The following is a 19588-nucleotide window of genomic DNA, read 5'->3' as shown; positions in this document are numbered from 1 at the left end:
GATGGCAAAAAAAAATTATATTATCGGAATTGATGCAGGCACTACAGGGATTCGTACCTTTTGTTTTAACGACAATGGAAAAGTAATTTCTTCTGCTTACCAAGAATTCAAACAATTCTATCCAAAACCTGGTTGGGTAGAACATGACCCAGAAGAGATTTGGGAAAAAACACAGAAACTTATTGTTGCTGCCATAAAAAATGGAAAACTAAATCCAAAAGATGCTGTTGCCATTGGAATTACAAACCAAAGAGAAACGTCTGTGGTTTGGGATAAAAAGACAGGCAAACCTGTTTACAACGCTATTGTATGGCAATGCCGAAGAACCTCAGATATCTGTAAGGAATTAAAAAAACAAAGTTTAGATTCTAACTTTCGAAACAAAACAGGACTTGTTCTTGATGCCTATTTTTCAGGAACCAAAATCCAATGGATTCTGGATAACGTAAAAGGTGCTCGTGCGAAAGCAGAGAAGGGAGAGTTGTTGTTTGGAACTATCGACACATGGCTTTTATACAAACTAACAGGCCACAAAGAACATAAAACTGATCATACCAATGCCTCAAGAACTCTCCTTTTTAATATCCAAACCAAAGAATGGGATGAAGAACTTTGTAATATTTTACGAGTTCCTATGTCAATGTTGCCTAAAGCATATAATTCCAAAAATCTATTTGGTTTCACCTCTCAAGTAAAATCCTTACCTGATGGAATTCCAATTTCTTCTCTTGTGGGTGACCAACAAGGGGCTCTTTTTGGTCAACTTTGTACAGAACCTGGAGAAGCAAAAAACACATACGGGACTGGTTGTTTTTTACTCTTCAATGTGGGTGATGAATTTAGAATTTCCAACCAAGGCCTTATCACCACACTAGCGTTAGGTCCAGAGGGAAAAACAGTGTATTGTTTAGAAGGATCCGTTTTTATTGGTGGGGCTGTCGTTCAGTTTCTCCGGGACAATTTAGAATTTTTTAAATATTCCAAAGATTCGGAAAAATTGGTCAAAGCTATCAAAACAAAAGATGATATTGTCTTTGTTCCTGCCTTCGCTGGACTTGGGGCTCCTCATTGGGACCAGGAAGCACGCGGTGCTATCTTCGGACTTTCTCGTGACACAACACCAGCCCAGATCACTAGAGCTGCTCTAAAAGCCATTGCTTTACAATCCTATGAACTTGCCAATGCTATGGAAAAAGAAACGGGTAAACCATTGAAATTCTTGCGAGTCGATGGGGGAGCCACTTCCAATGCTTGGCTTATGCAATTCCAAGCAGATATTCTTGGAACAAAAGTGATCCGGCCACAAAACGTTGATACTACGGTTCTTGGTGCCGCCTACCTTGCTGGATTAGAAAGAGGATTTTTTAAATCGGTGGCAAGTCTCAGAAAAGAAGAAACGAAAACCACTCAGTTTGTTCCTAAGATGAAAGAAAGTGAAAGAAAAGAAGAAATTGATAAATGGAACTGGGCCATCACTCGAGTCAAAACGGGAAATTAAACAAACCGAAAATTAGTAACATTACAATTTAGCTAAGGTCCGTTTGATTCTTTTTTGGAAGTTTGTTTTCGTTCATTAGAAAATAAAAACCGAAGGAAAGGAGCCAAATAGGAAAACTGAGTTGGCAAAAAAGAAGAACCCCTGGTGAAATGAGCCAGGGGTAACTTGCGATGATTTGAAATACAAATCCGTAAATCCCCAATAAAAAAAACAAACCACCCCATGGTTTTTTTCTAAAAGAAAACCCATACAATAAAATCGCTAAGGCCAAAACAAGAGAGATCATATGCATGGTTCCTGTGATCAAACTTAAAGTAAAAACAATCGTGTCAACTGACATTGGATAATTGTTCACAGGATACACAAGTCGTCCAAGAAGTAAATCCACTAGAACTAACATAGGAACGAGAAGTAAAAAAAATAAAGCAGAGGCAAATAAAGCACTAGGCGAGTGGTTCTCTTTTAAGGGATTAATTAAAGTGTAAATACAAGGAAGTAAAGAGAGGGTGGCAAAAATTAAAATTTCATCGGCGATTTGAATATAAATCTTCCATTCTGTTATCCAGGTAAATAATTGAGAAGTCTCAAATGGTGGCGTAGGAACAAGATACAAAAAAATATAGTAAGTAGCAAATAACAAACTAGCGATGAAGAATGGAAATCCCTGTTTGAAAAAGTTTTGGTTTGTTCTCTCTGGCATGTGTTGATTTTAGAAAATCAAGAATTCAAAGTCGAGTTAAAATTAGAACCTCTAAAGTCCACTTCAGTAATCAAACCACAAAAGGGAAAATTCAAAAGGTTTTCTTTCTTTTGTAATACCACCACCGACAAGAAAAATTCCTGTAGAATAGTAAGGAATTTCAATGATTAATTCCGGTGGGAGTCTATGGAACTCGGAAGTTTCGATTTCTTTACGTGACAAAAAAAAATCAAATCGTAAACATTCGATCCAATCTTTTGTTTTAAAGAAAAGTTTTGTCTCTGTTTTCCCATAAAAACTAAGAGAAGATCCTAAGACAAAAAAGTTGATTTTTTCTGCATTTGTAAATGGTATCACTTCTTTGAATTCCTCTTCTCCTTTTTCTTTATAAGTAAAAATGGAACCTTTTTCGTAGTAAATGTTTCTTGCAAAACGTTTGAAAGTTTCCGTTTCAATGACTTTAATCAAATCTTCTCCTTCCGGTGGTTTTTGTGAGGGACCATTTAAAATATGTTTCATTTTGTTTTTGGAGATTGAAGATCGTACTACTTCTAAAACAGGTTTGGAAAGTTTTGGCAAAATGAATTTGATATACCTTTCCTCATGATGACGTAAGATTTCTTGTAAAAAGGGTCCATGGATTAAAGGAACCATTTCTATAGTAAACATCTGTTTGTTTAAGAATTTGGCAAACTCTGGTTCATGACGAAACAAATTGGCGACAATGGTTTCTTCTTCTTTGGGAGTTCCTGAAAATAAAATGGATACCAAGCGAAAGAGGTAAGTTTTACTTTTAGCATCGAAGTAGAGAGTTCCTATTTTTTCAGACACTAAAGTTTCTGATAGTTCGGGATTGATGATGTCTCGGAGTGAAAGATACTTTGCGGATTGGAACTTGTCTCTTTTGGTGCGAAAGAGACAAGACGGAGAATTTTTGATTCCCCCAATTTCTGAAATGGAGGATCCAAAACCCTGTATTTGTTTGGTTTCTACCTCTTTTAGAGGTTTTTTACTTCCTAGGTAAGTAGGTGTTACTACAGGGATCGGAGGAAAGGATTGTCTATTGTACTGTAAGGAATATAGAAACTGAGGAATGAGAATGGGGTCTGTTGTTACCGATGGGAGTTCCGGTATTTTTTTCAGGGGTATCGGATAAAAAGGTTGAATGGTCGATTGGAATCTAGCAACAGAGTCCGCTGTACTTAAGAAAAAATGGTAATTGTTTCCTTGTCTGTAAATCAAAGGGGAGGGGATTTTTTCAGTTTTTTCTGAATTCTAATTCTAAAGTGCTCCCAATTATAATCAGATTTTAAAATTTCCAACTCATTTTCGACTCCAAAACGCATGAAGTCATAAATCTCTTCATGTTCCATCCCCACAACGATAGAAAGGTCTTGGATGACCCTTTGCAATCGTCTCGCATCACGATCACTGAGTGCAAAAGTTTCTAATAATTTTTTCTCGAATTCCGTTAGTTGGATCAAGGGAACCTAAAACGCAGCCACAAGGATGGTTTCGATTTCATTTTTGGGGAGTTCTCTAGGAAGACAATCAAGAAACGAGTAAGTTGCTGCAAGTGTTGCAATCCCAGGTAAGTCGATTTTTTTCACTTCGTATTCAGACAACCTTTGCGGAATTCTTAATTCTAAATAGATTTTACGAATTCCTTCCACAGCTTTGATCGCAGCTTCGATGACAGAGATATTGGTCACATCTTCATCAAGGGCTCTGGCAATCATTACATACTTACCAGCAGAGGAGGTGAGATTGTATTCCATAACGTGTGGGAGTAGGATCGACATACTTTGAAAAATATCTAAATTGGTTACTGTAGTCACTGCAAGAGAAAGGGCATAACATAGTCCAAGACTACTTGTAGATTGTGCAATCCCTGCAAGTAAACTTGCCGCATAAATAGAGTTCTTCGGTCCTAAGTTTCTTGGTTCGCGGATGGCAGGCACTATGTTTTTGGAGATAAGTTCAATGGCACGTAAGGCAGTGGAAGAGGTGATTTCATTCGCATATTTTGAAAGGATACTGTCCACAGCAGCCGACAGAATGGAAATTCCTGTTTTTGCTGTTTCAGAACTAGACATACCCGCACCAATTTTTGGATCGGAGACAATGAGTTCTGGGAATGCCCATTCATGTGCGAAATACTTTCTATTTTTATCTTTGTCATCTACGATAGAAAAGAAAGGAGAACATTCGTTCCCGAGTAGGGGTTTTGTTGGAACAACGATTAAGGGCAGACCTTTTTTCTTTGGTTGTTTTTTCCCTATCAATAATTCTTCAGCAAACAAATCATTGGTCGCCAGGAGAGAAGCCGCCTTACCAGCGTTTACTGATTCAAAAGAACCATAAGCTACAACACAATCAGCATTGGAAATTCTTAGGAAGTGGGCACAGGAATCTAAATCTTTAAAATGAACTCGGTCTACAATATCATCATAGATGATTACACCTTCCGCGTGTTTTTCGAGACTAGTTTTGATAATGGAAAGTTCTTCGGCGTTTTCTAGTTCTTTCTGTGTGGTGATAAGAACCACTCGAGATCCAATGTTTTTTACAAAAGATCCGAGTTTGTATCCACAATCGATTTCGAAGTGAATTTTAGGAGGAAATTGAAAATTGATCCATTCGGGGAGGACTGGCATACGATCCCCTAATTATGAATAAACGGAGTAAGAGAAATCCTCGGAGAGGACAATAAAAAAGGATCCCTCACCACCCGTCCTTTTTACTGCTGTCCGAGAAAAGTTGACGCGATTTGGTCGGAGATTTTATCCAACATCTCTGTGGAGAGGTTGTCATAGTCACCGTTTTTCAATCGTTCTTTGATCGCTTTAATTTTTTCTGTACGATCTTCTTCTGGAGGAGCTTGTACAATTTGTTTTGCGATTTGTTTTACTTCTGCTTGGAGCTTCGCTTCCGATGCAATTTTTTTGGCAGCATCAGAGATAGAAATCGTATCTACAGGAGCTTGTGCTTCTGTTTCCCTTGGCCCTTGTGGTTTTTTTGGTTCGTACCCGTAACCACCAACTCGTCCTACTTTGTCGACGTTCATATATTTAGTCCTCTTCCTACATCACATATCGGTGGAATCTGAATTTCCCTTAAGTGTTTTTTTTCGATGATTTAAGAGAAAAACAAACTCGCCTTTGGCGTTGGGCGGATTTGCTAGCAGATCCCTAGGATTTGCGTAGTAAATTACCTCTTCAAAGGTCTTTGTCAACTCCCTTCCCACAAGCACTTCCGTTTCTGGAAAGAACTCGGCAAGCATTGGGTATAGCCTTGGAAGTTTATGGACCGATTCGTAGAAAACTACGAGCCCATCAATTTCAGAGGCTCTTTCTAATTCTCGGCGTTTTTTACTCGGTTTTTCAGAGAGGAACCCCAAAAAATACGTGGGATTGACCTGAAATCCAGAAACAGATAGTAAAGCAGTGAGTGCCGAAGCACCGGGAACGGGAACAATTCGAATTCCTTTTTCACGAGCCGTTCGAACCATTTGGCTACCAGGATCGGAAACACCTGGGGTTCCTGCATCAGAGACCAGGGCCATCGACTTTCCCTGTGCCAGTTGGTCGAGGACACTGGAATAGGGAGACTCTGAGCTATCTTTGTAGAGAGCAAGGACTGGGGTGGAGATTTCCAACCGAGATAAAAGGGAGCGGGTTTCCTTTGCTGATTCGCAAAGAATCAAATCCACTTCCTTAAAGATTTCTATGGCACGTAGAGTAATGTCTCCCAAATTTCCAATGGGAGTGGCCACAACATAGAGAGAGCCTGGTTCGCGTTTATGGGCCAACGTATTGGCATCCTGGAGGAGATTGACCTGCAGGACAAGTGCAGCCGAGTTCATTATTTCCTTTGGTGCAAGGATTGCATGCGGTACCTAGGGCACAGGAACTGGGTGTGCCGCAAGCCGCATTGGCACAAAATGTGGTATTACAGCCGGCCCCAGTTGCACAGAGAGTTTGGATATCATTGACTCTATTGGGAATGGCACAGGTGCTTGTGGGAGTGGACGGGTTGGAGATCAGGCCACCCGTAAGCATCGAACGTAAGGTAAAGTTATAGATTTGGCATTTTTGAAAGAATTCTGCCCCTGGAGGTGGGACAGCAAAACGAATCCGTTTGGTCACTACCTTGGAAGACGAGGTGGAGGCCTCATAAGGTAGGTGAGGAAAACTTGGTTGGACCCCATCTTCCAACCATTCCCCTTGGATGGTCTGGATGATCCCCGGAAAGGCTGTGGTCACATAAAGATTATAACCTAAAAATTGAGGTTCTCTGTTGGTTACATAATACCGAAGGAGGAACTCCGGTCTTGGATCCGCATTAAAGTTTAAAAAATCCGTTTGGTAGTCGTTGGTGATATTACTATTTATAGCCACAACGGAAAGGATTTGCGGAACATTCGGCGGAACCAAAAAAACAAACGGAGCTACAGGCGTATCTGTATTGATTCCGCATTGAAAAAAGGAGAGAAAAGATATGCAGATTAAGTAAATTGGATGTAAAGAGGGAAAACGCATTCTATTTCTCGTTTCCCTTCCAAGTTTTCAGGAATTCAATCTATGGGAATCCAAAAAAAATTACTCTTCGTCTCCATTTCACTCATTGGGCTTTTTTTTCTGATCCTACTCGTAATGGGTGGGGAGGATGAGGAAGAAGCTCGCCGTAAAAAAGAAAGAAGTTCGCAGGCTCTTGCCCTATTTGGGGGAGGATCGAACAATCCAAAAGGAACCAATCGTTTGGGGGTGCGTGGAGAAGACTCCGGATCCATCTTCGATTCCGATTATTACAATGCAGGTGGGATGCGTTATGAAGAAGATGGCAACCTCGCAGGATCGGAAGCAGGTGAGATGCCTATCAATCCGCAAACAGGAAAACCTTATCCGCCAGAGGCCATGCAAGCCTTTGATGAACTTCGGGAACAATTTCCGGATAATGATTTGATTCCGAAACGTTTGACCCCAGAGGACAAAAAGAAACAATCGGAATTTAACCAAAAATTATCGAGAGCCACAAACTCAGTGTTTGGTGGAACACCAAATGCAACCGATATTTCTTTGTATTACAATCATGTTCGAAAACAAGGAAAAGACCGATTGGAAATTATCAACTACTTGATAGAATCCCAAGGAGGAGATGATCCTGAAATGGATAAAAAGTTCCAAGAGATTTTAAAAAATATCCAATACCAAAACGAACAAGTGGAAAAGGAAGCCGCTGGCGCTTTTGCCAAAGCGGGACTTCCTGCACCGAATTAAGTTTCTTTCGAAAGGATGGGATAACGGTAACTAGATTTTGGATCTAGGCCGTACTCGTCCAAATGAAACGAGGGGGGAAGCCTCTCTCGTTTCCATTGGGAGATGCCAAATAATTTTTTAAATTTCTTTAGGTACCCAGATAGGTTTTCTGAAGTTTCCCAAGGGAATTCTTGATTTAAATTTTCCAAACAATCTTCTTCCGTTTGTGCCAAAAAAACAAGTTTTCTTTCGATTGATTGTAGGATCGGATATGGCATAAGATCCTTTTCATCTTCTTGGTGTTCGGACAATGGTTTTAATTCTGCTGTGGGTTTTGTATTTCGTAAAGTGCGGATAGATTCTTTCGGTGAAAGGAAACGGTTATTTCCATTCTGGATATCATCCAACCAGTCCAGTAAAAATTCCTTACTAACGCCTGCTAGTGGAGCAATGGAACCCGAAGAATCTCCATCCATGGTTGTATAACCGACAGAGGCCTCACTACGATTTCCTGTGGATAAAAGTAAATGTCCGTTTAAGTTAGCAAGTAACCAAACTAGGGGAGAACGAACTCTTGCTTGGATGTTTTGTAAAGGTAAATCGTGTTCTTTCCAGTTTAGAGTTTTGCCAAGAACCGATTCAATTAGTTCCACTGAAGTTTCGACAGCGCGGTCAATAGAGATGGAATAAAATGAACAACCCAGCTCTTCCGAAAGTGTCTTTGCTATCTCTTCGGTTAAAGAAGAATTGTTTTCCGTTTTTTGGTAGATAGTGACAAGTAGGTTTTTTTCTTCAATTCCTAGAGAAGAAAAAATAGAACCACCATTTTCCTGTTTGGCGATTTCTTTCATGGCTGTGACAAGTAGGGCGCAAGTGGCACTATCCGCTCCTCCCGATAGCGAGAGGGTAAACCCTTTGGTTCTGGATTTTTTTAAATAATCAAAAAGTCCCAAACAAACGGCTCTTGTGAATTCTTCAAAGGATGATAGATGAATGAAATTACTATTTTCGTCCGCATTTGTTTCCGTTTCTTTTCTTTTGTCCAAGACAGAAAAGCCAAGGGAATCTTTCCCGATTGCCTGTGTGACCGTAACTAGATTGATTTTTGTAAACTCACCTACTTGTAATTTTGGTTTGGGGTCTCGAAAGGAACGAGCTTTGGCCGCACGAATCTCCATAGGATCAAACGAGTAAGAGGTGACATGGAATTGAGTGAAGGTAAGTCTTGGTCCTTCTTTTACTAAGTTTCCAAGAGAGGCAAAAATGGCCCCGCCTTCAAAGATGATCCTACCCGATTCGTTTCCTGTAAGATTGGTAAACACTTGTAAATTGCACTGGTTTCGACTAGATTCCGTAAAAATTTGTCTACGGATGTTTTGTTTTCCCATGGCAAAATGAGATGCCCCAGGGGAAAATAATACATCAATTCCTTGGAGGCTGTATGATGAGGCAGGTTTTTGTACAGACCAACTGTCTTCACAAATCTCGACTCCGAAGTTCCAGTTTTGAGTTTGGAAGATGAAATGGCCAAAGGGAACTTGTTCTCCGGAATAGGTTATGGTTTTGTTTATAAATTCTGATTCGGAATGAAACCATCTCCGTTCATAGTGTACGCCAGTATTTGCTAAATTGAGTTTTGGGACAAGGGCTACCACCTTGCCACCATAAAGAACAGCCATACAATTATATAAAAATGAGTCCACAAAGACAGGGAGACCAACCATTACAATTTGGTGGGGGACAAGTGTTTTAAGTTCTCTTAAGATGTCCTCGGACCTTGTCCAAACATAAGGTTTGTAAAAGGCATCTTCACATCCATACCCAGAAATACAAAGCTCAGGAAAAAGAAGACAATCAGCATTTTTAGCTTCTGGACTTGTGATTGCCTTGGCGATGGATTCATAATTCCCTTGAAAGTCCAGGGGGGTTGTATTCAGGGTAACGGCGGCAATTTTAATTTTGGACATTAGAGAAAACTCGGTTATAAATCTTATCCGACGCACCTCTATTTTCTACAACAAAGTTTCGATTCTCACTTCCCATCTTTTCTCTTAAGGTTTTGTCTTTGACTAAAAGTGAAAATTTTTGGATCAATTTATCCTTTGATTCCGCTTTGAATAGTCCACCTAATTCTTGCATAACGATGGCTTCCGGAGCATTGGAGATTTTTGGACCGGTGATTATGGGTAGGCCAAGGGCTGCAGGTTCAATGGTATTGTGGACACGGTGGGTAAAAGCCCCACCCACATAGGCAAAACTTCCATATTGATAAGCAAAAGCCAGGATTCCCATAAGATCAAAAAGAAGGAATTTGGGCATTACTTCCCCTTTCGTTCGTTTGGAAAACACACCCACAGTTCCATACTGTTTTAAAGTAGGAATCCAATCTTCCATACGATCCTTCTCCCATTTATGAGGAAAAATCCAGTAATAGAAATCATCTGTATTGCTTTTCAAATAACTCGTAAAATGGTCTTCACAGATTCCATAAGTAGAACCGAGGATGACAGGTTTGTTTTCGTTTAAAAAATCTTTTTGTTCAGAAACAAACTGAGTAAACACTGGGTTCGGGGATTTTGTTTCTAACTTTCCAAGAACCGATTCGAATCGAGTATCACCTAATACGGTAAAGTCTGTGTTTTTGGAAATGAGGCCAGAAAATTCTTTTGCCATCAGTTCATGACTTGGATAAATTCCTGATAGGTATTGGAAGGATGTTTTTGTTAGAGTTCGCACAAATGGATTTTTTCTAGAAGACTCTTGGGACAAACTGGCACAACAAAGATATGATTTGGTTCCATTCCGAGAGGCTGATTTTAAAAGATTGGGCCAAGTATCCCAAGCCATCACGAGTAGGACTTTTGGTTGGAAAAAAGTAAAGATTCTGTCGTAGGCATGTGGCCTATCCAGTGGGAGATAAAAATACAAATCGGCCAAGGGATCGTTAAAGGATATTTCTTTCACAGAAGAAGAGAAAACCGATTGGATGATAAATACATTTTTATGTTTTTTACGAATGGTTTCCGTGAGTGCGCGCGCCTGGTCTAGTTCTCCGACGCTGGCAGCATGGAGCCAAACTACAAATTTTCCATTCGCAGATTTTGAAAAAATTTCATTTAAGGAACGTTTTCTTTTTTCTAGTTCCTCCCTTACTGGCTTTACAAATAGAGAAAGAAACTTTAGGACAGAATATAAAATAAAAACAAGGATGTTGTAAAAAAAATATACCATTTAGCGTTTGTTACCCCATGTATCGTTTACTTCCGAACCAGGGTAGATGAAAGTTCTTTTATCTATGACAAAACTCAAATTGTCAAAGTATAAATGAAACTCTCCTTTCTTTTGTGAAGCAAGGCTTTTCAATCGAAAGGAGGCAAAAGAAATCGGAAATGACATGGACTGGATGAGTCTCGTGTTTTCTTTGGGAAGGCTAATCGTAAATTCCAATCGCCTCCAGCCTACAAAATTCAAAGTGCCCAAATCAAAATACAAATCCTTAGATTTTTTTTGAGAAAGACCCATACTTAAATTGATATGATGGCCTTCCGAATACACCCAAAGGATTCCTTGGATGGGCATTCCCAATGGCAAAAGAATGGGTTCTTTGGGCCGAACCTCCCAGTGGTCCAGTCTTGGATTTTCTACATAACTTTGCAGAAGGAAACTGGTTTGGTTTTGGAGGTTCGGGTATCCTGATTCTTTTAAGATTTTTGTTTCTTGTAAAAATGCTTCGGATTTGGGAACGGAAGCGGCAAACTGAGTCACTGCCAAAAAGGAATCAACTCGGTAAAAATCCCAAGGCCTTTCTCCTTCAAAATCTTCCACAAGGAAGAGGAGGTAACTGGAATCGATGGTGAGTGCGGATTTTAAAATTTGGACTCGGCCTGCTTCATCCGGATCATGGGGCCTCGGAAGAGACAAAAGACTGGAAATCATGAGTAGGAAACCCAAAGAGAAAGTGAATTTTTTTGCAGTTTTCATGATTTCTCACTTTTCGAAAGACCAAAAACGTGTACTCTATTCTTATCAAAGGAAAGGAATCCGCACGTCATGGGCCGCCGCGACAATTTGAAAATACTCACAACTGCCATTCTAGTGGTCCTACTTCTTTCATCGTTCATTTTTGCATTTATCTATAGAAACGAAATTTACCAAAAGCTCCAAACCATCGGAAAAAATAGAGATGTGGAGATGGTGGATCGGCAAATCGAAAGAGAATCTCCTGGAATCCCTGCACCCAAAGAAGACTTTGCAAAAAATGATGGCAAAGACTCCGCAGAAGACCGTTCCAAACTTCCCGAATTACCTAGTTTAGACGATATGGAACCAGATACAGAACGTCCGCGTTCGGTATCTGTTGCTGCATCCACCAAAACAAAAGAAAAGACAAATCCATCTTCAAGTTTGCAAGAAAAGTTAGACCAAGTGGAAGAGTCTTTTTCTCCCAAAGAAGAAACTAAAAAAACAAAGAAACCATCTCCTAAAGAAGACCAAGTCTCTGAAGGAATGGATTCTACTTCCACCACCAAACAACCAAAAGTCGATACGAAGGATTCAGTAAAACTGACAAAAAAAACAGATTCAAAAATACCCAAAACATCTAAGACTAACCCACAACAAAATCGCACAAAAAAGTATAGTTCCGTTTCTGAAAAGCGACAAGGAACCAAATCTAAAAAGACATCCTATTCTCAAAAAACCCAAAAGAACCAATATGAGGAAACTGGATCTTCCACCATGGAAGTTCGGATGCGCACTGTAGAACAAAAACTTTCAACGCAAAACGATCGAAACGAAAAACGGTTTATTGAGATCGAACGTCGCATTGAGTCTTTAGAAAAAGCGTTAGCTAAGTAATCGTGTCCGATTACGGTTCTTTGTATTTCTCCATTCAAAACTCTCTAAGGGATTTATACCCTAAGAGATCTCCTTTAGTCATTGCTGTCTCCAAAACCAAACCTTACGAAGTGGTGAGAGAAGCCTATTTACAAGGCATCCGCGAATTCGGTGAAAACTATATCCCGGAAGCGATATCTAAATTCACAAAACTAAGGGAAGAGTTTCCTGAGTCTGAAGGTTCCGTTCATTTACATCATATTGGACCTGTCCAATCAGGAACCTTGCGGAAGTTATTTGGTGTTTTTTCTCACACTCATGGAGTAGGGAGTATCTCAACTTTAAAGGAACTTCTCAAACGTGCCGAAAAAGAAAAAAAAACAATCCGTTATTTGATTCAAACCAACCTCACGGAAGAAAACACAAAACATGGGATGGGATTTGAAACTCTTCGGTCCATGAAAGGTACACTGGCAAGTTACCAAAATGAATATTGTATTTGGGAAGGGTTTATGGGAATGGGTCCGTCTACGGGAGACTGGGCAGAAACCCGGGAAGTATTTTCTATGCTTCAGGAATTACGAGATTCTTACTTCCCGGAGAAAAAACTCTCTATGGGGATGAGTGGTGATTATGAACTTGCCGCCGAGTTAGGATCTGACTATTTGCGAATCGGATCAAAGATTTTTGGAGAAAGGAATTATGCAAAGGAATCCATTTGAAACTGTAGGAATTGTGGGTCTTGGAAAGATGGGAGCGGCGATTGCCGCAGCTCTTGTAAAAAAAGGAACCAAAGTCGTTGGATTTGATCCGAACTTAAAGGAATCCCCTGTTTCAGGAGTGACTCTCGTGAATACAATCGAAGTACTCAGTAAAGAGGCGGAAGTAGTAGTCATCGCAGTAAAACCTAATCTTGTGGTTCCGGTTCTAAAAGAATTTTCTAAACCTTCTACCTTTGTTTCCATAGCTGCAGGGATTTCTTTTTTGCAAATCTCTGAAGCGGCTCCGAAAGGATCTCACTCGGTGCGAGTGATGCCAAACCTACCACTGGTATCTGAACGAGGGGCTTTGGCGTACTTTTGTGAAGATTCTGCAGCACAAAGCGTAGAACGATTGTTTTATGGAATGGGAACAACGATTCGGGTTGCAAAAGAATCGTTAATGGATGCAGTCACTGGTCTTTCCGGTTCTGGTCCGGCTTATGTATTAACCTTTTTGCAAGCAATGGCAGAAGGGGGGTTACAAGAAGGTTTGAGTTATGAAGAGTCTTTGTCCTTGGCTATGGAAACAATCGAAGGAACATTAGTGTATTTTAAGTCTTTACGCGGGGAAGATAAGAACATTCATCCGATGGAAGTAAGAAATTGGGTGACTTCGCCCGGAGGAACCACCATTCATGGTTTAGATGCCTTGGAAAGGGGAGGATTCTCAACCGCCGTAAGAGATGCTATCAAACGAGCGACGGAGAGAAGTAAGGAATTGGGGAAAGGATAATAACGGTTGCGCGGACAGGATTCGAACCTGTGGCCTTTGGGTTATGAGCCCAACGAGCTACCAGCTGCTCCACCGCGCGGTATAAAACCATTATTTTAAAGATTGGTAAATTGTCAACGTAAACGATATGAAAACTTTGCTATTTTCTTCCGATCGGAAATTTATCGATTTCCGCCAAAATCTTACTTTACAGTAGTCAAAAAAGACGAATGATTCCTATCTTATACAGAATTCTGGCGGTGCGTTTTGTCTTTTAAAGAAAACACTGATATCGTTTTTGAGCATTACGAAAAAAAAATCTACGACCAAAAACAACTACTGGAAATCTCTCGTGCCCTGAATTCCACGCTAGACTATAAATATTTAATTGATGCCATTCTAAATATTTGTTTGGCGCAGTTGCAGACTCTTCATGCAGCTATGTATTTAGAGCCTGAAATTGACTTGGGGTTGTTTAAATTAGAACCACAATCTATCAAAGGTTTTGAGTTAAGCTCGGAAGAACAAAACTACGAAATCAAAATTGATAGTCCCCTCATTCATTATTTTGAAGAAAAACCAAAAGCCATCACTATGGACCAAATCCTGCAGATGGAATCACTCAAGTCTATCCCTGACATTACTTATCTACGTAAGATGGGTGCAGAAATCCTTGTGCCTCTGAATGCCAAAGGAAAAGTCAATGGCCTTCTTGTTCTCGGGGACAAAATGACTTCCGAAGAATTTTTGGAAGATGAAAAAGAATTTATGACTACCCTTGCTAACCTCGCAGGGATTGCAGTGGACAATGCTCGTTTGTATGAATTGGCCACTGTAGATATGATGACGGGATTAAAAATCCATCACTATTTCCAAACCAAACTCAAAGAAGAAATGGATCGTTGTCGTAAAAAGGGAACTAAGTTATGTTTACTTTTTACTGACGTGGATCATTTCAAACGTTTTAATGATACTTATGGCCACCAAGCTGGTGATGTAGTTCTTATCGAGGTCGCCAAACAAGTAATCGGTGCAGCCCAGCGCCACCACATTCCGGCAAGATACGGCGGGGAAGAGTTTTGTCTAGTCATGCCAGGTGCTTCCGAAGAAGAAGCAATGCTAAAAGGAGAAGAGATCCGAAAAGCAGTGGAATCCATGGTTGTCAAAAATCCCAATGACGGAGCTGATCTTAAGGTCACTTTGTCTGTAGGTGTTTCCAGCTTCCGTACGACCGACAGAAACAACAAGGATCTGATTGAAAGGGCAGATAAAGCCTTATACCAGGCGAAACATTCTGGTCGAAACCGCACAATTTGTTATAAAGATTAGGAATTTTGCCGATGGGTAGAGTATGGCAGAGCCGGCATACCTACTCAACGACCTCTCACCATCGGTTCCTTCCGATGTATATGAATCCATTCGCAATCGTGCCTTGGGTCTTTCTTCGTACAATTTCAAACCTTATTCTTGTTTTATCGAATACAAGACAAAGGATACAATTACGGGGATTGAATACCGTGATTGTATTGTAGATTACACAAGATGCCCCAATTCTCGTTGTATCAAAAAGTTGGTTTAGTTTGTATTCTATTTAGTTTAGGTGTTTGTTCGCCAAACCAGACACCAATACGTAACCAACTGCATTCGCCTTCGACGTTTCCCTTTCCTATTACCCTTCCTCCTCATACCAAAATACAAGTGTTAGATACTGGAATTGCCTTAATCCTCCACGGATTTCAAAGGGGAGATTCCAACGTTTCGTTTCTTTGGGACACAGGTTCCGATATCAGCTTTTATGAAAATGAGGATGGGTCTTATTCTTCGGAATTCCAAATAGGGGAAAGGAAAATCGATATTCGAAGAGGGGAAGGAATTTTACCGAAAGGGATCCAAGGTTTGCTAGGTCTGGATGTATTTCAAGGAACTTGTCTATTTTACTTTGGTACTGAGATGTTTTGGTTTCCTGGTGATTCTCCATTTTGTTCTCACCCAGATGCTTATTTAGGAACTAATTTAAAAATTCTTTCCACGAAACAGAAGCAAGAACACATATATGTGAAGTTCGAATACCCCAAAGCATTCACTTCTTATGCCCATATGGATACAGGAGCTTCCTTAAATTTCCTACCGAAAGGGGAGAATGACCAATACATCGGTGAAAAAAGGGTATTTCTGCCTGGAAACCAAATTCTTACCTTGAGCCATTGGGAGGCAGCGGAGCCTCTCGTTTTACTTTCTAAATCCGGATTTCGAGAAGAATACAAACAAGCCCAGTTTCTCACAGGAATTTCACTTGAGAATTTCCATTTGCCGGGGGACAAGGATAAGGAAGAGGTTTGGGTGATCGGTCTTGACATACTTCGGACACGTCCTTTGTTCTGGGACTTCACTCGGGGTCGTGTGGGAATTGTTCATACCAAAAACTAAGGTGAAAGAAAAAGAAAAAATCATAGTGGCGATGAGTGGTGGGGTAGATAGCGCAGTAGCTGCAGGACTTCTTATGGAAGCGGGTTATGACGTGATCGGTGTGAACCTACGTACTTGGGAATACGAGGCTCCTGCCTGCGATACCACTAAAAAATCCTGTTGTTCTCCAGAAGACATTCGTGATGCACGGGATGTCGGACTTTCTTTAAACATTCCTTTTTATGTAATCAAAATGGAAAAGGTGTTTGGAGAACGAGTGATCGATCGTTTTATTAATGATTATAAAGATGGAAGGACTCCCAACCCATGTGTGGAATGCAACACCTTCGTCAAGTTTGGTGCTCTTTTTGAACAAGCAAAAACTTTAGGTATAGAAAAGATTGCAACGGGACATTATGCCCGTGTGATTGAAGTGGATGGACGTTACGCCATTCGAAATGCAGTGGACATGAAAAAAAATCAAACGTACTACTTGTACGGTTTGTCTCAAGAAAATATAAAAAATACAGTTTTTCCTTTAGGGGAGATGGATAAATCAGAAGTACGTGAAATAGCAAAACGGATGGGTCTTCCTGTTGCGGAAAAACCAGAATCACAAGAAATTTGTTTTATCCCTGAAAATGATTATCGCTCTTTTTTAAAGAAGAAGGGGATGGAGTTCACTCCTGGCTTTTTTAAATTGGCTTCTGGCCAAATCATTGGCAAACACCAAGGAAAAGAAGGTTTTACAATTGGCCAAAGAAAAGGTCTTGGCATTGCTTGGAAAAATCCATTGTATGTTCTCGCAATTGAAGATGATGGAACTGTGGTTCTTGGCGAAGAAGAAGAAACCGTATCAGAATCTTTTGTATTAGAAGAAATTACCTACCAAGCACTAAACCCTATGGAAGTGGGCGAATCCAAAGAAATGAAAGTCCAAATCCGTTACCGAAGTGCACCTGTTTATTGTTTGGTGACTTCACTTGGAAATACTTGGAAAGTGGAATTTTTAGAGGATGTAAAAAGTGTCACTCCTGGCCAGTCGGCAACATTTTATCCAACAAATGGTGATTACCTATTTGCAGGTGGAATTATACAAAAAGGTTCCATCACTCGTAAGGTAAAAAAGAGCACTGTTGTTGCTTTGGCGGAGAGTGTTACCATTTGAAATCGGTAGAAGGAAAAACAATCCTTATCATCGGTGGGGGATTGTTACAAGTCCCCATCATCCAAACTGCAAAAACCATGCGACTGCATACAGTGGTTGCCGATATGAATCCCGCATCCATTGGTTTTCAAATCGCTGATGAAGCCATCGTTATGTCCACAAAAGATGTAGAGGGAATGGTTCGGGAGTCGAAAAAGTTTGCACAAAATTCTTCCATTCATGGTGTGATCACTGCTGGCACGGATGCCAGTATGACAGTCGCTGCTGTGGCTTCTGCTTTACAACTTCCCGGTATTCGGTTTGTGGATGCAGAAGCGGCATCGAACAAAGTGAAGATGCGCCAAAGATTAAAAGAATTCGGTATGCCTATCCCTCGTTTTGCGCCTGTTTGGTCATTGCAAGATGCCAAAGATGCACTTGACTCATTAACTTTTCCTTTGGTAATGAAACCTGCTGACAATATGGGGGCCCGTGGCGTAATCAAAGTCAATAACAAAGATGACCTTCCGACTGCCTTTCGTCATGCGAAAAGATTTTGTCCTACAGGGGAATTAATTTTAGAAGAGTATATGGAAGGTCCCGAACTTTCCGTCGATGCCTTGGCCTTTCAAGGCCAAATCCGAATGACTGGGATTGCCGATCGAATCATCGAAAGAGAACCATATTTTATTGAAGTAGGGCATAACATGCCTTCTGCGATGTCCAAAGAGATATTGGATGAAGTGGAACGAGTGATGGCTGGGGGGATGAGAGCTCTCGGAATTCATCTAGGAGCAGGGAAAGGTGATATCAAAGTCACAAAAGATGGCGTAAAAATTGGTGAAATTGCAGCTAGGCTTTCCGGCGGATTTATGTCAGCCTTTACTTACCCATTGTCCACAGGTGTGAATTTAAACCGCGCTGCCCTTTTGATTTCACTTGGAGAAACCCCGGATAACTTAGATCCTGTTTTTTCACGCATTTCCATCGAACGGTCGTTACTTTCAAAACCGGGTAAACTGATTTCAATTGGAGGAGTCGAAGAAACTAAAAAAATTGATGGAGTTTCTGAGGTTTTTATCCAATCCAAACCCGGTGATATCATAAAAGAACCCACAAATAATATCGATAAGTCGGGGCATGTCATCATTGTTGCAGATAACTTAAAAGATGCTGAACTTGTTTTTGAAAAGGTAAAAGAAACCATTCGTTTCGAAGTAGATGAACAATTTTCAATCACAGAAAAAGAAATAGGTGACCAAGCAAGGATTCGGTTTGGTAAAGATATTTGTTGGGTTTGTAAACAATGTGATGGTAGTAATTGTGCCTCCGGAATCCCAGGAATGGGTGGAGTGGGTCGAATGGAAACCTTCCATGACAATAGCGAAGCTCTTTTGGAATACTCTATCTTACCTGGTTATATACGTGATCATGTTGTGCCCGAAATCCAAACTAAGTTTTTGGGGTTTGATTTAAAAACTCCGATTATGGCGGCTCCTATGACGGGAGTAGGAACCAATATGAACTTTGTCATGACCGATGCGGATTATGCAAATTTAGTTGTTCGTTCGTTTGTTCAAAATGGAAGTCTTGCTTGGCTTGGTGATGGAGCTTCTCCTGATAAATACAAAATTATGTTGGAGGCTTTAAAGAAGTCTTCTGGAAAAGGGGTTTTAATTTGTAAACCAAGGGAAGATGAATCAATGTTAATCGATCGTTTTTCTGAAGCTGAAGCGGACGGAGTGTTCGCTCTTGGGATGGACATTGATGCAGTAAACTTCAAAACGATGGTGCAAAAGAATTTATCTAGCATTACAAGACCTTTGGACCGATTGGTTCGTTTGAAAGAAAAAACAAAACTTCCTTTCATTCTTAAAGGAATCATGAATCCGGAAGATGCAAAATTGGCAGTAGAAGGTGGTTTTTCTGCCATTGTTGTTTCAAATCATGGAGGTAGAGTTTTGGATGGAATGCCGGGAACCGCTCGTGTGCTTCCGAAAATTGCCGAAGTGGTAAAAGGAAAAATTCCTCTCCTTGTAGATGGTGGAATTCGTTCGGGTATGGATGTTTTTAAAATGTTAGCGCTTGGTGCCGATGCGGTTCTTCTTGGACGACCTGTAGCCATTTCCCTAGTTGGTGGTGAGGATGCGGGAATTCGTTTTCTTTTACAAAAATATTCGGAAGAACTAAAACAATCAATGAGTGTTACCGGAGCCAAAACTTTGGTGGACATTAAGCGATCTATGTTGCTTCATAAACTTCACGGTTGA

Annotated in this window: 20 protein-coding genes and 1 tRNA gene; 10 read left to right on the top strand and 11 right to left on the bottom strand. The window is 40.5% G+C overall.

Going from position 1 to position 19588, the window contains the following annotated elements:
* Position 1 precedes the first annotated feature (1 nt).
* Positions 2 to 1498, top strand: coding sequence for a glycerol kinase GlpK (glpK, locus tag LEP1GSC203_RS12725; protein WP_002974381.1), 1497 nt, complete (start codon positions 2 to 4; stop codon positions 1496 to 1498).
* A 28-nt stretch (positions 1499 to 1526) separates the two neighbouring features.
* Here the strand turns inward: glpK and LEP1GSC203_RS12720 are convergent, their stop codons facing one another.
* The 7 genes from LEP1GSC203_RS12720 to LEP1GSC203_RS12690 all read right to left on the bottom strand — a co-directional run bounded on the left by LEP1GSC203_RS12720 (position 1527) and on the right by LEP1GSC203_RS12690 (position 6739).
* A complete protein-coding gene (locus LEP1GSC203_RS12720) occupies positions 1527 to 2198 on the bottom strand; it encodes a hypothetical protein (protein WP_002973746.1) in 672 nt (223 codons plus the stop codon).
* A gap of 63 nt (positions 2199 to 2261) precedes the next feature.
* Complete coding sequence (locus LEP1GSC203_RS12715; protein ID WP_002973743.1) at positions 2262 to 3440, bottom strand: hypothetical protein; 1179 nt, start codon at positions 3438 to 3440, stop codon at positions 2262 to 2264.
* Entirely contained in the window at positions 3437 to 3682 is a 246-nt protein-coding gene (locus LEP1GSC203_RS12710; protein ID WP_002973882.1) for a hypothetical protein, read from the bottom strand. The genes LEP1GSC203_RS12715 and LEP1GSC203_RS12710 overlap by 4 nt, the downstream gene beginning before the upstream one ends.
* A 6-nt stretch (positions 3683 to 3688) precedes the next feature.
* Complete coding sequence (locus LEP1GSC203_RS12705; protein WP_002974314.1) at positions 3689 to 4855, bottom strand: iron-containing alcohol dehydrogenase; 1167 nt, start codon at positions 4853 to 4855, stop codon at positions 3689 to 3691.
* Between the two features lie 83 nt (positions 4856 to 4938).
* A complete protein-coding gene (locus tag LEP1GSC203_RS12700) occupies positions 4939 to 5265 on the bottom strand; it encodes a flagellar biosynthesis anti-sigma factor FlgM (protein WP_002973649.1) in 327 nt (108 codons plus the stop codon).
* A gap of 21 nt (positions 5266 to 5286) precedes the next feature.
* A complete protein-coding gene (rsmI, locus tag LEP1GSC203_RS12695) occupies positions 5287 to 6009 on the bottom strand; it encodes a 16S rRNA (cytidine(1402)-2'-O)-methyltransferase (RefSeq protein WP_002974112.1) in 723 nt (240 codons plus the stop codon).
* On the bottom strand, positions 5999 to 6739 hold the full coding sequence (locus tag LEP1GSC203_RS12690; protein ID WP_002974128.1) for an LIC11073 family putative lipoprotein: 741 nt from the start codon (positions 6737 to 6739) through the stop codon (positions 5999 to 6001). The genes rsmI and LEP1GSC203_RS12690 overlap by 11 nt, the downstream gene beginning before the upstream one ends.
* A 42-nt stretch (positions 6740 to 6781) precedes the next feature.
* Between LEP1GSC203_RS12690 and LEP1GSC203_RS12685 the strand changes: the two genes are divergently transcribed.
* A complete protein-coding gene (locus tag LEP1GSC203_RS12685) occupies positions 6782 to 7477 on the top strand; it encodes an LIC_20245 family lipoprotein (protein WP_002974233.1) in 696 nt (231 codons plus the stop codon).
* Here the strand turns inward: LEP1GSC203_RS12685 and nadE are convergent.
* The 3 genes from nadE to LEP1GSC203_RS12670 are packed head-to-tail and all read right to left on the bottom strand — an operon-like array spanning position 7474 to position 11437.
* Positions 7474 to 9423 (bottom strand): NAD(+) synthase, encoded by a 1950-nt coding sequence (gene nadE / locus LEP1GSC203_RS12680; RefSeq protein WP_002974111.1) that lies wholly within the window; start codon positions 9421 to 9423, stop codon positions 7474 to 7476. The two genes, LEP1GSC203_RS12685 and nadE, sit on opposite strands and share 4 nt — an antisense overlap.
* Positions 9410 to 10687, bottom strand: a complete 1278-nt coding sequence (locus LEP1GSC203_RS12675; protein WP_002973827.1) for a 3-deoxy-D-manno-octulosonic acid transferase — start codon at positions 10685 to 10687, stop codon at positions 9410 to 9412. Before LEP1GSC203_RS12675 ends, nadE begins: the two co-directional genes overlap by 14 nt.
* On the bottom strand, positions 10688 to 11437 hold the full coding sequence (locus tag LEP1GSC203_RS12670; RefSeq protein WP_002973633.1) for a flagellar filament outer layer protein FlaA: 750 nt from the start codon (positions 11435 to 11437) through the stop codon (positions 10688 to 10690).
* Between the two features lie 69 nt (positions 11438 to 11506).
* Here LEP1GSC203_RS12670 and LEP1GSC203_RS12665 point away from each other — a divergent pair, with 69 nt between their 5' ends.
* The 3 genes from LEP1GSC203_RS12665 to proC are packed head-to-tail and all read left to right on the top strand — an operon-like array spanning position 11507 to position 13786.
* A complete protein-coding gene (locus LEP1GSC203_RS12665; protein ID WP_002973705.1) occupies positions 11507 to 12313 on the top strand; it encodes a hypothetical protein in 807 nt (268 codons plus the stop codon).
* A gap of 2 nt (positions 12314 to 12315) precedes the next feature.
* Positions 12316 to 13014, top strand: a complete 699-nt coding sequence (locus LEP1GSC203_RS12660) for a YggS family pyridoxal phosphate-dependent enzyme (RefSeq protein WP_002973921.1) — start codon at positions 12316 to 12318, stop codon at positions 13012 to 13014.
* Entirely contained in the window at positions 12995 to 13786 is a 792-nt protein-coding gene (gene proC / locus LEP1GSC203_RS12655; protein ID WP_002974006.1) for a pyrroline-5-carboxylate reductase, read from the top strand. The genes LEP1GSC203_RS12660 and proC overlap by 20 nt, the downstream gene beginning before the upstream one ends.
* 6 nt (positions 13787 to 13792) lie before the next feature.
* On the opposite strand, the gene LEP1GSC203_RS12650 is transcribed toward proC, so the two are convergent.
* Positions 13793 to 13865, bottom strand: a tRNA-Met gene (locus LEP1GSC203_RS12650).
* A 167-nt stretch (positions 13866 to 14032) separates the two neighbouring features.
* Between LEP1GSC203_RS12650 and LEP1GSC203_RS12645 the strand changes: the two genes are divergently transcribed.
* From LEP1GSC203_RS12645 to LEP1GSC203_RS12625, 5 genes are read left to right on the top strand one after another with little or no spacing between them, the layout of a single operon-like run.
* Positions 14033 to 15094: a sensor domain-containing diguanylate cyclase gene (locus tag LEP1GSC203_RS12645; RefSeq protein WP_002974167.1), complete on the top strand. Its 1062-nt coding sequence runs from the start codon at positions 14033 to 14035 to the stop codon at positions 15092 to 15094.
* Positions 15095 to 15116: 22 nt separating this feature from the next.
* Positions 15117 to 15344, top strand: coding sequence for a hypothetical protein (locus tag LEP1GSC203_RS12640; protein WP_002974255.1), 228 nt, complete (start codon positions 15117 to 15119; stop codon positions 15342 to 15344).
* Positions 15308 to 16192 (top strand): hypothetical protein, encoded by an 885-nt coding sequence (locus LEP1GSC203_RS12635; RefSeq protein WP_002974394.1) that lies wholly within the window; start codon positions 15308 to 15310, stop codon positions 16190 to 16192. Before LEP1GSC203_RS12640 ends, LEP1GSC203_RS12635 begins: the two co-directional genes overlap by 37 nt.
* Before the next feature lies 1 nt (position 16193).
* Positions 16194 to 17339 (top strand): tRNA 2-thiouridine(34) synthase MnmA, encoded by a 1146-nt coding sequence (gene mnmA, locus LEP1GSC203_RS12630; protein WP_002974521.1) that lies wholly within the window; start codon positions 16194 to 16196, stop codon positions 17337 to 17339.
* Positions 17336 to 19588, top strand: coding sequence for an alpha-hydroxy-acid oxidizing protein (locus LEP1GSC203_RS12625; protein ID WP_002973645.1), 2253 nt, complete (start codon positions 17336 to 17338; stop codon positions 19586 to 19588). The genes mnmA and LEP1GSC203_RS12625 overlap by 4 nt, the downstream gene beginning before the upstream one ends.

Source organism: Leptospira terpstrae serovar Hualin str. LT 11-33 = ATCC 700639 (genome assembly GCF_000332495.1).
Lineage (GTDB): Bacteria > Spirochaetota > Leptospiria > Leptospirales > Leptospiraceae > Leptospira_A > Leptospira_A terpstrae.
Note: the sequence above shows the minus strand (reverse complement) of the source record. Positions and strands in the feature narration are given on the sequence as shown.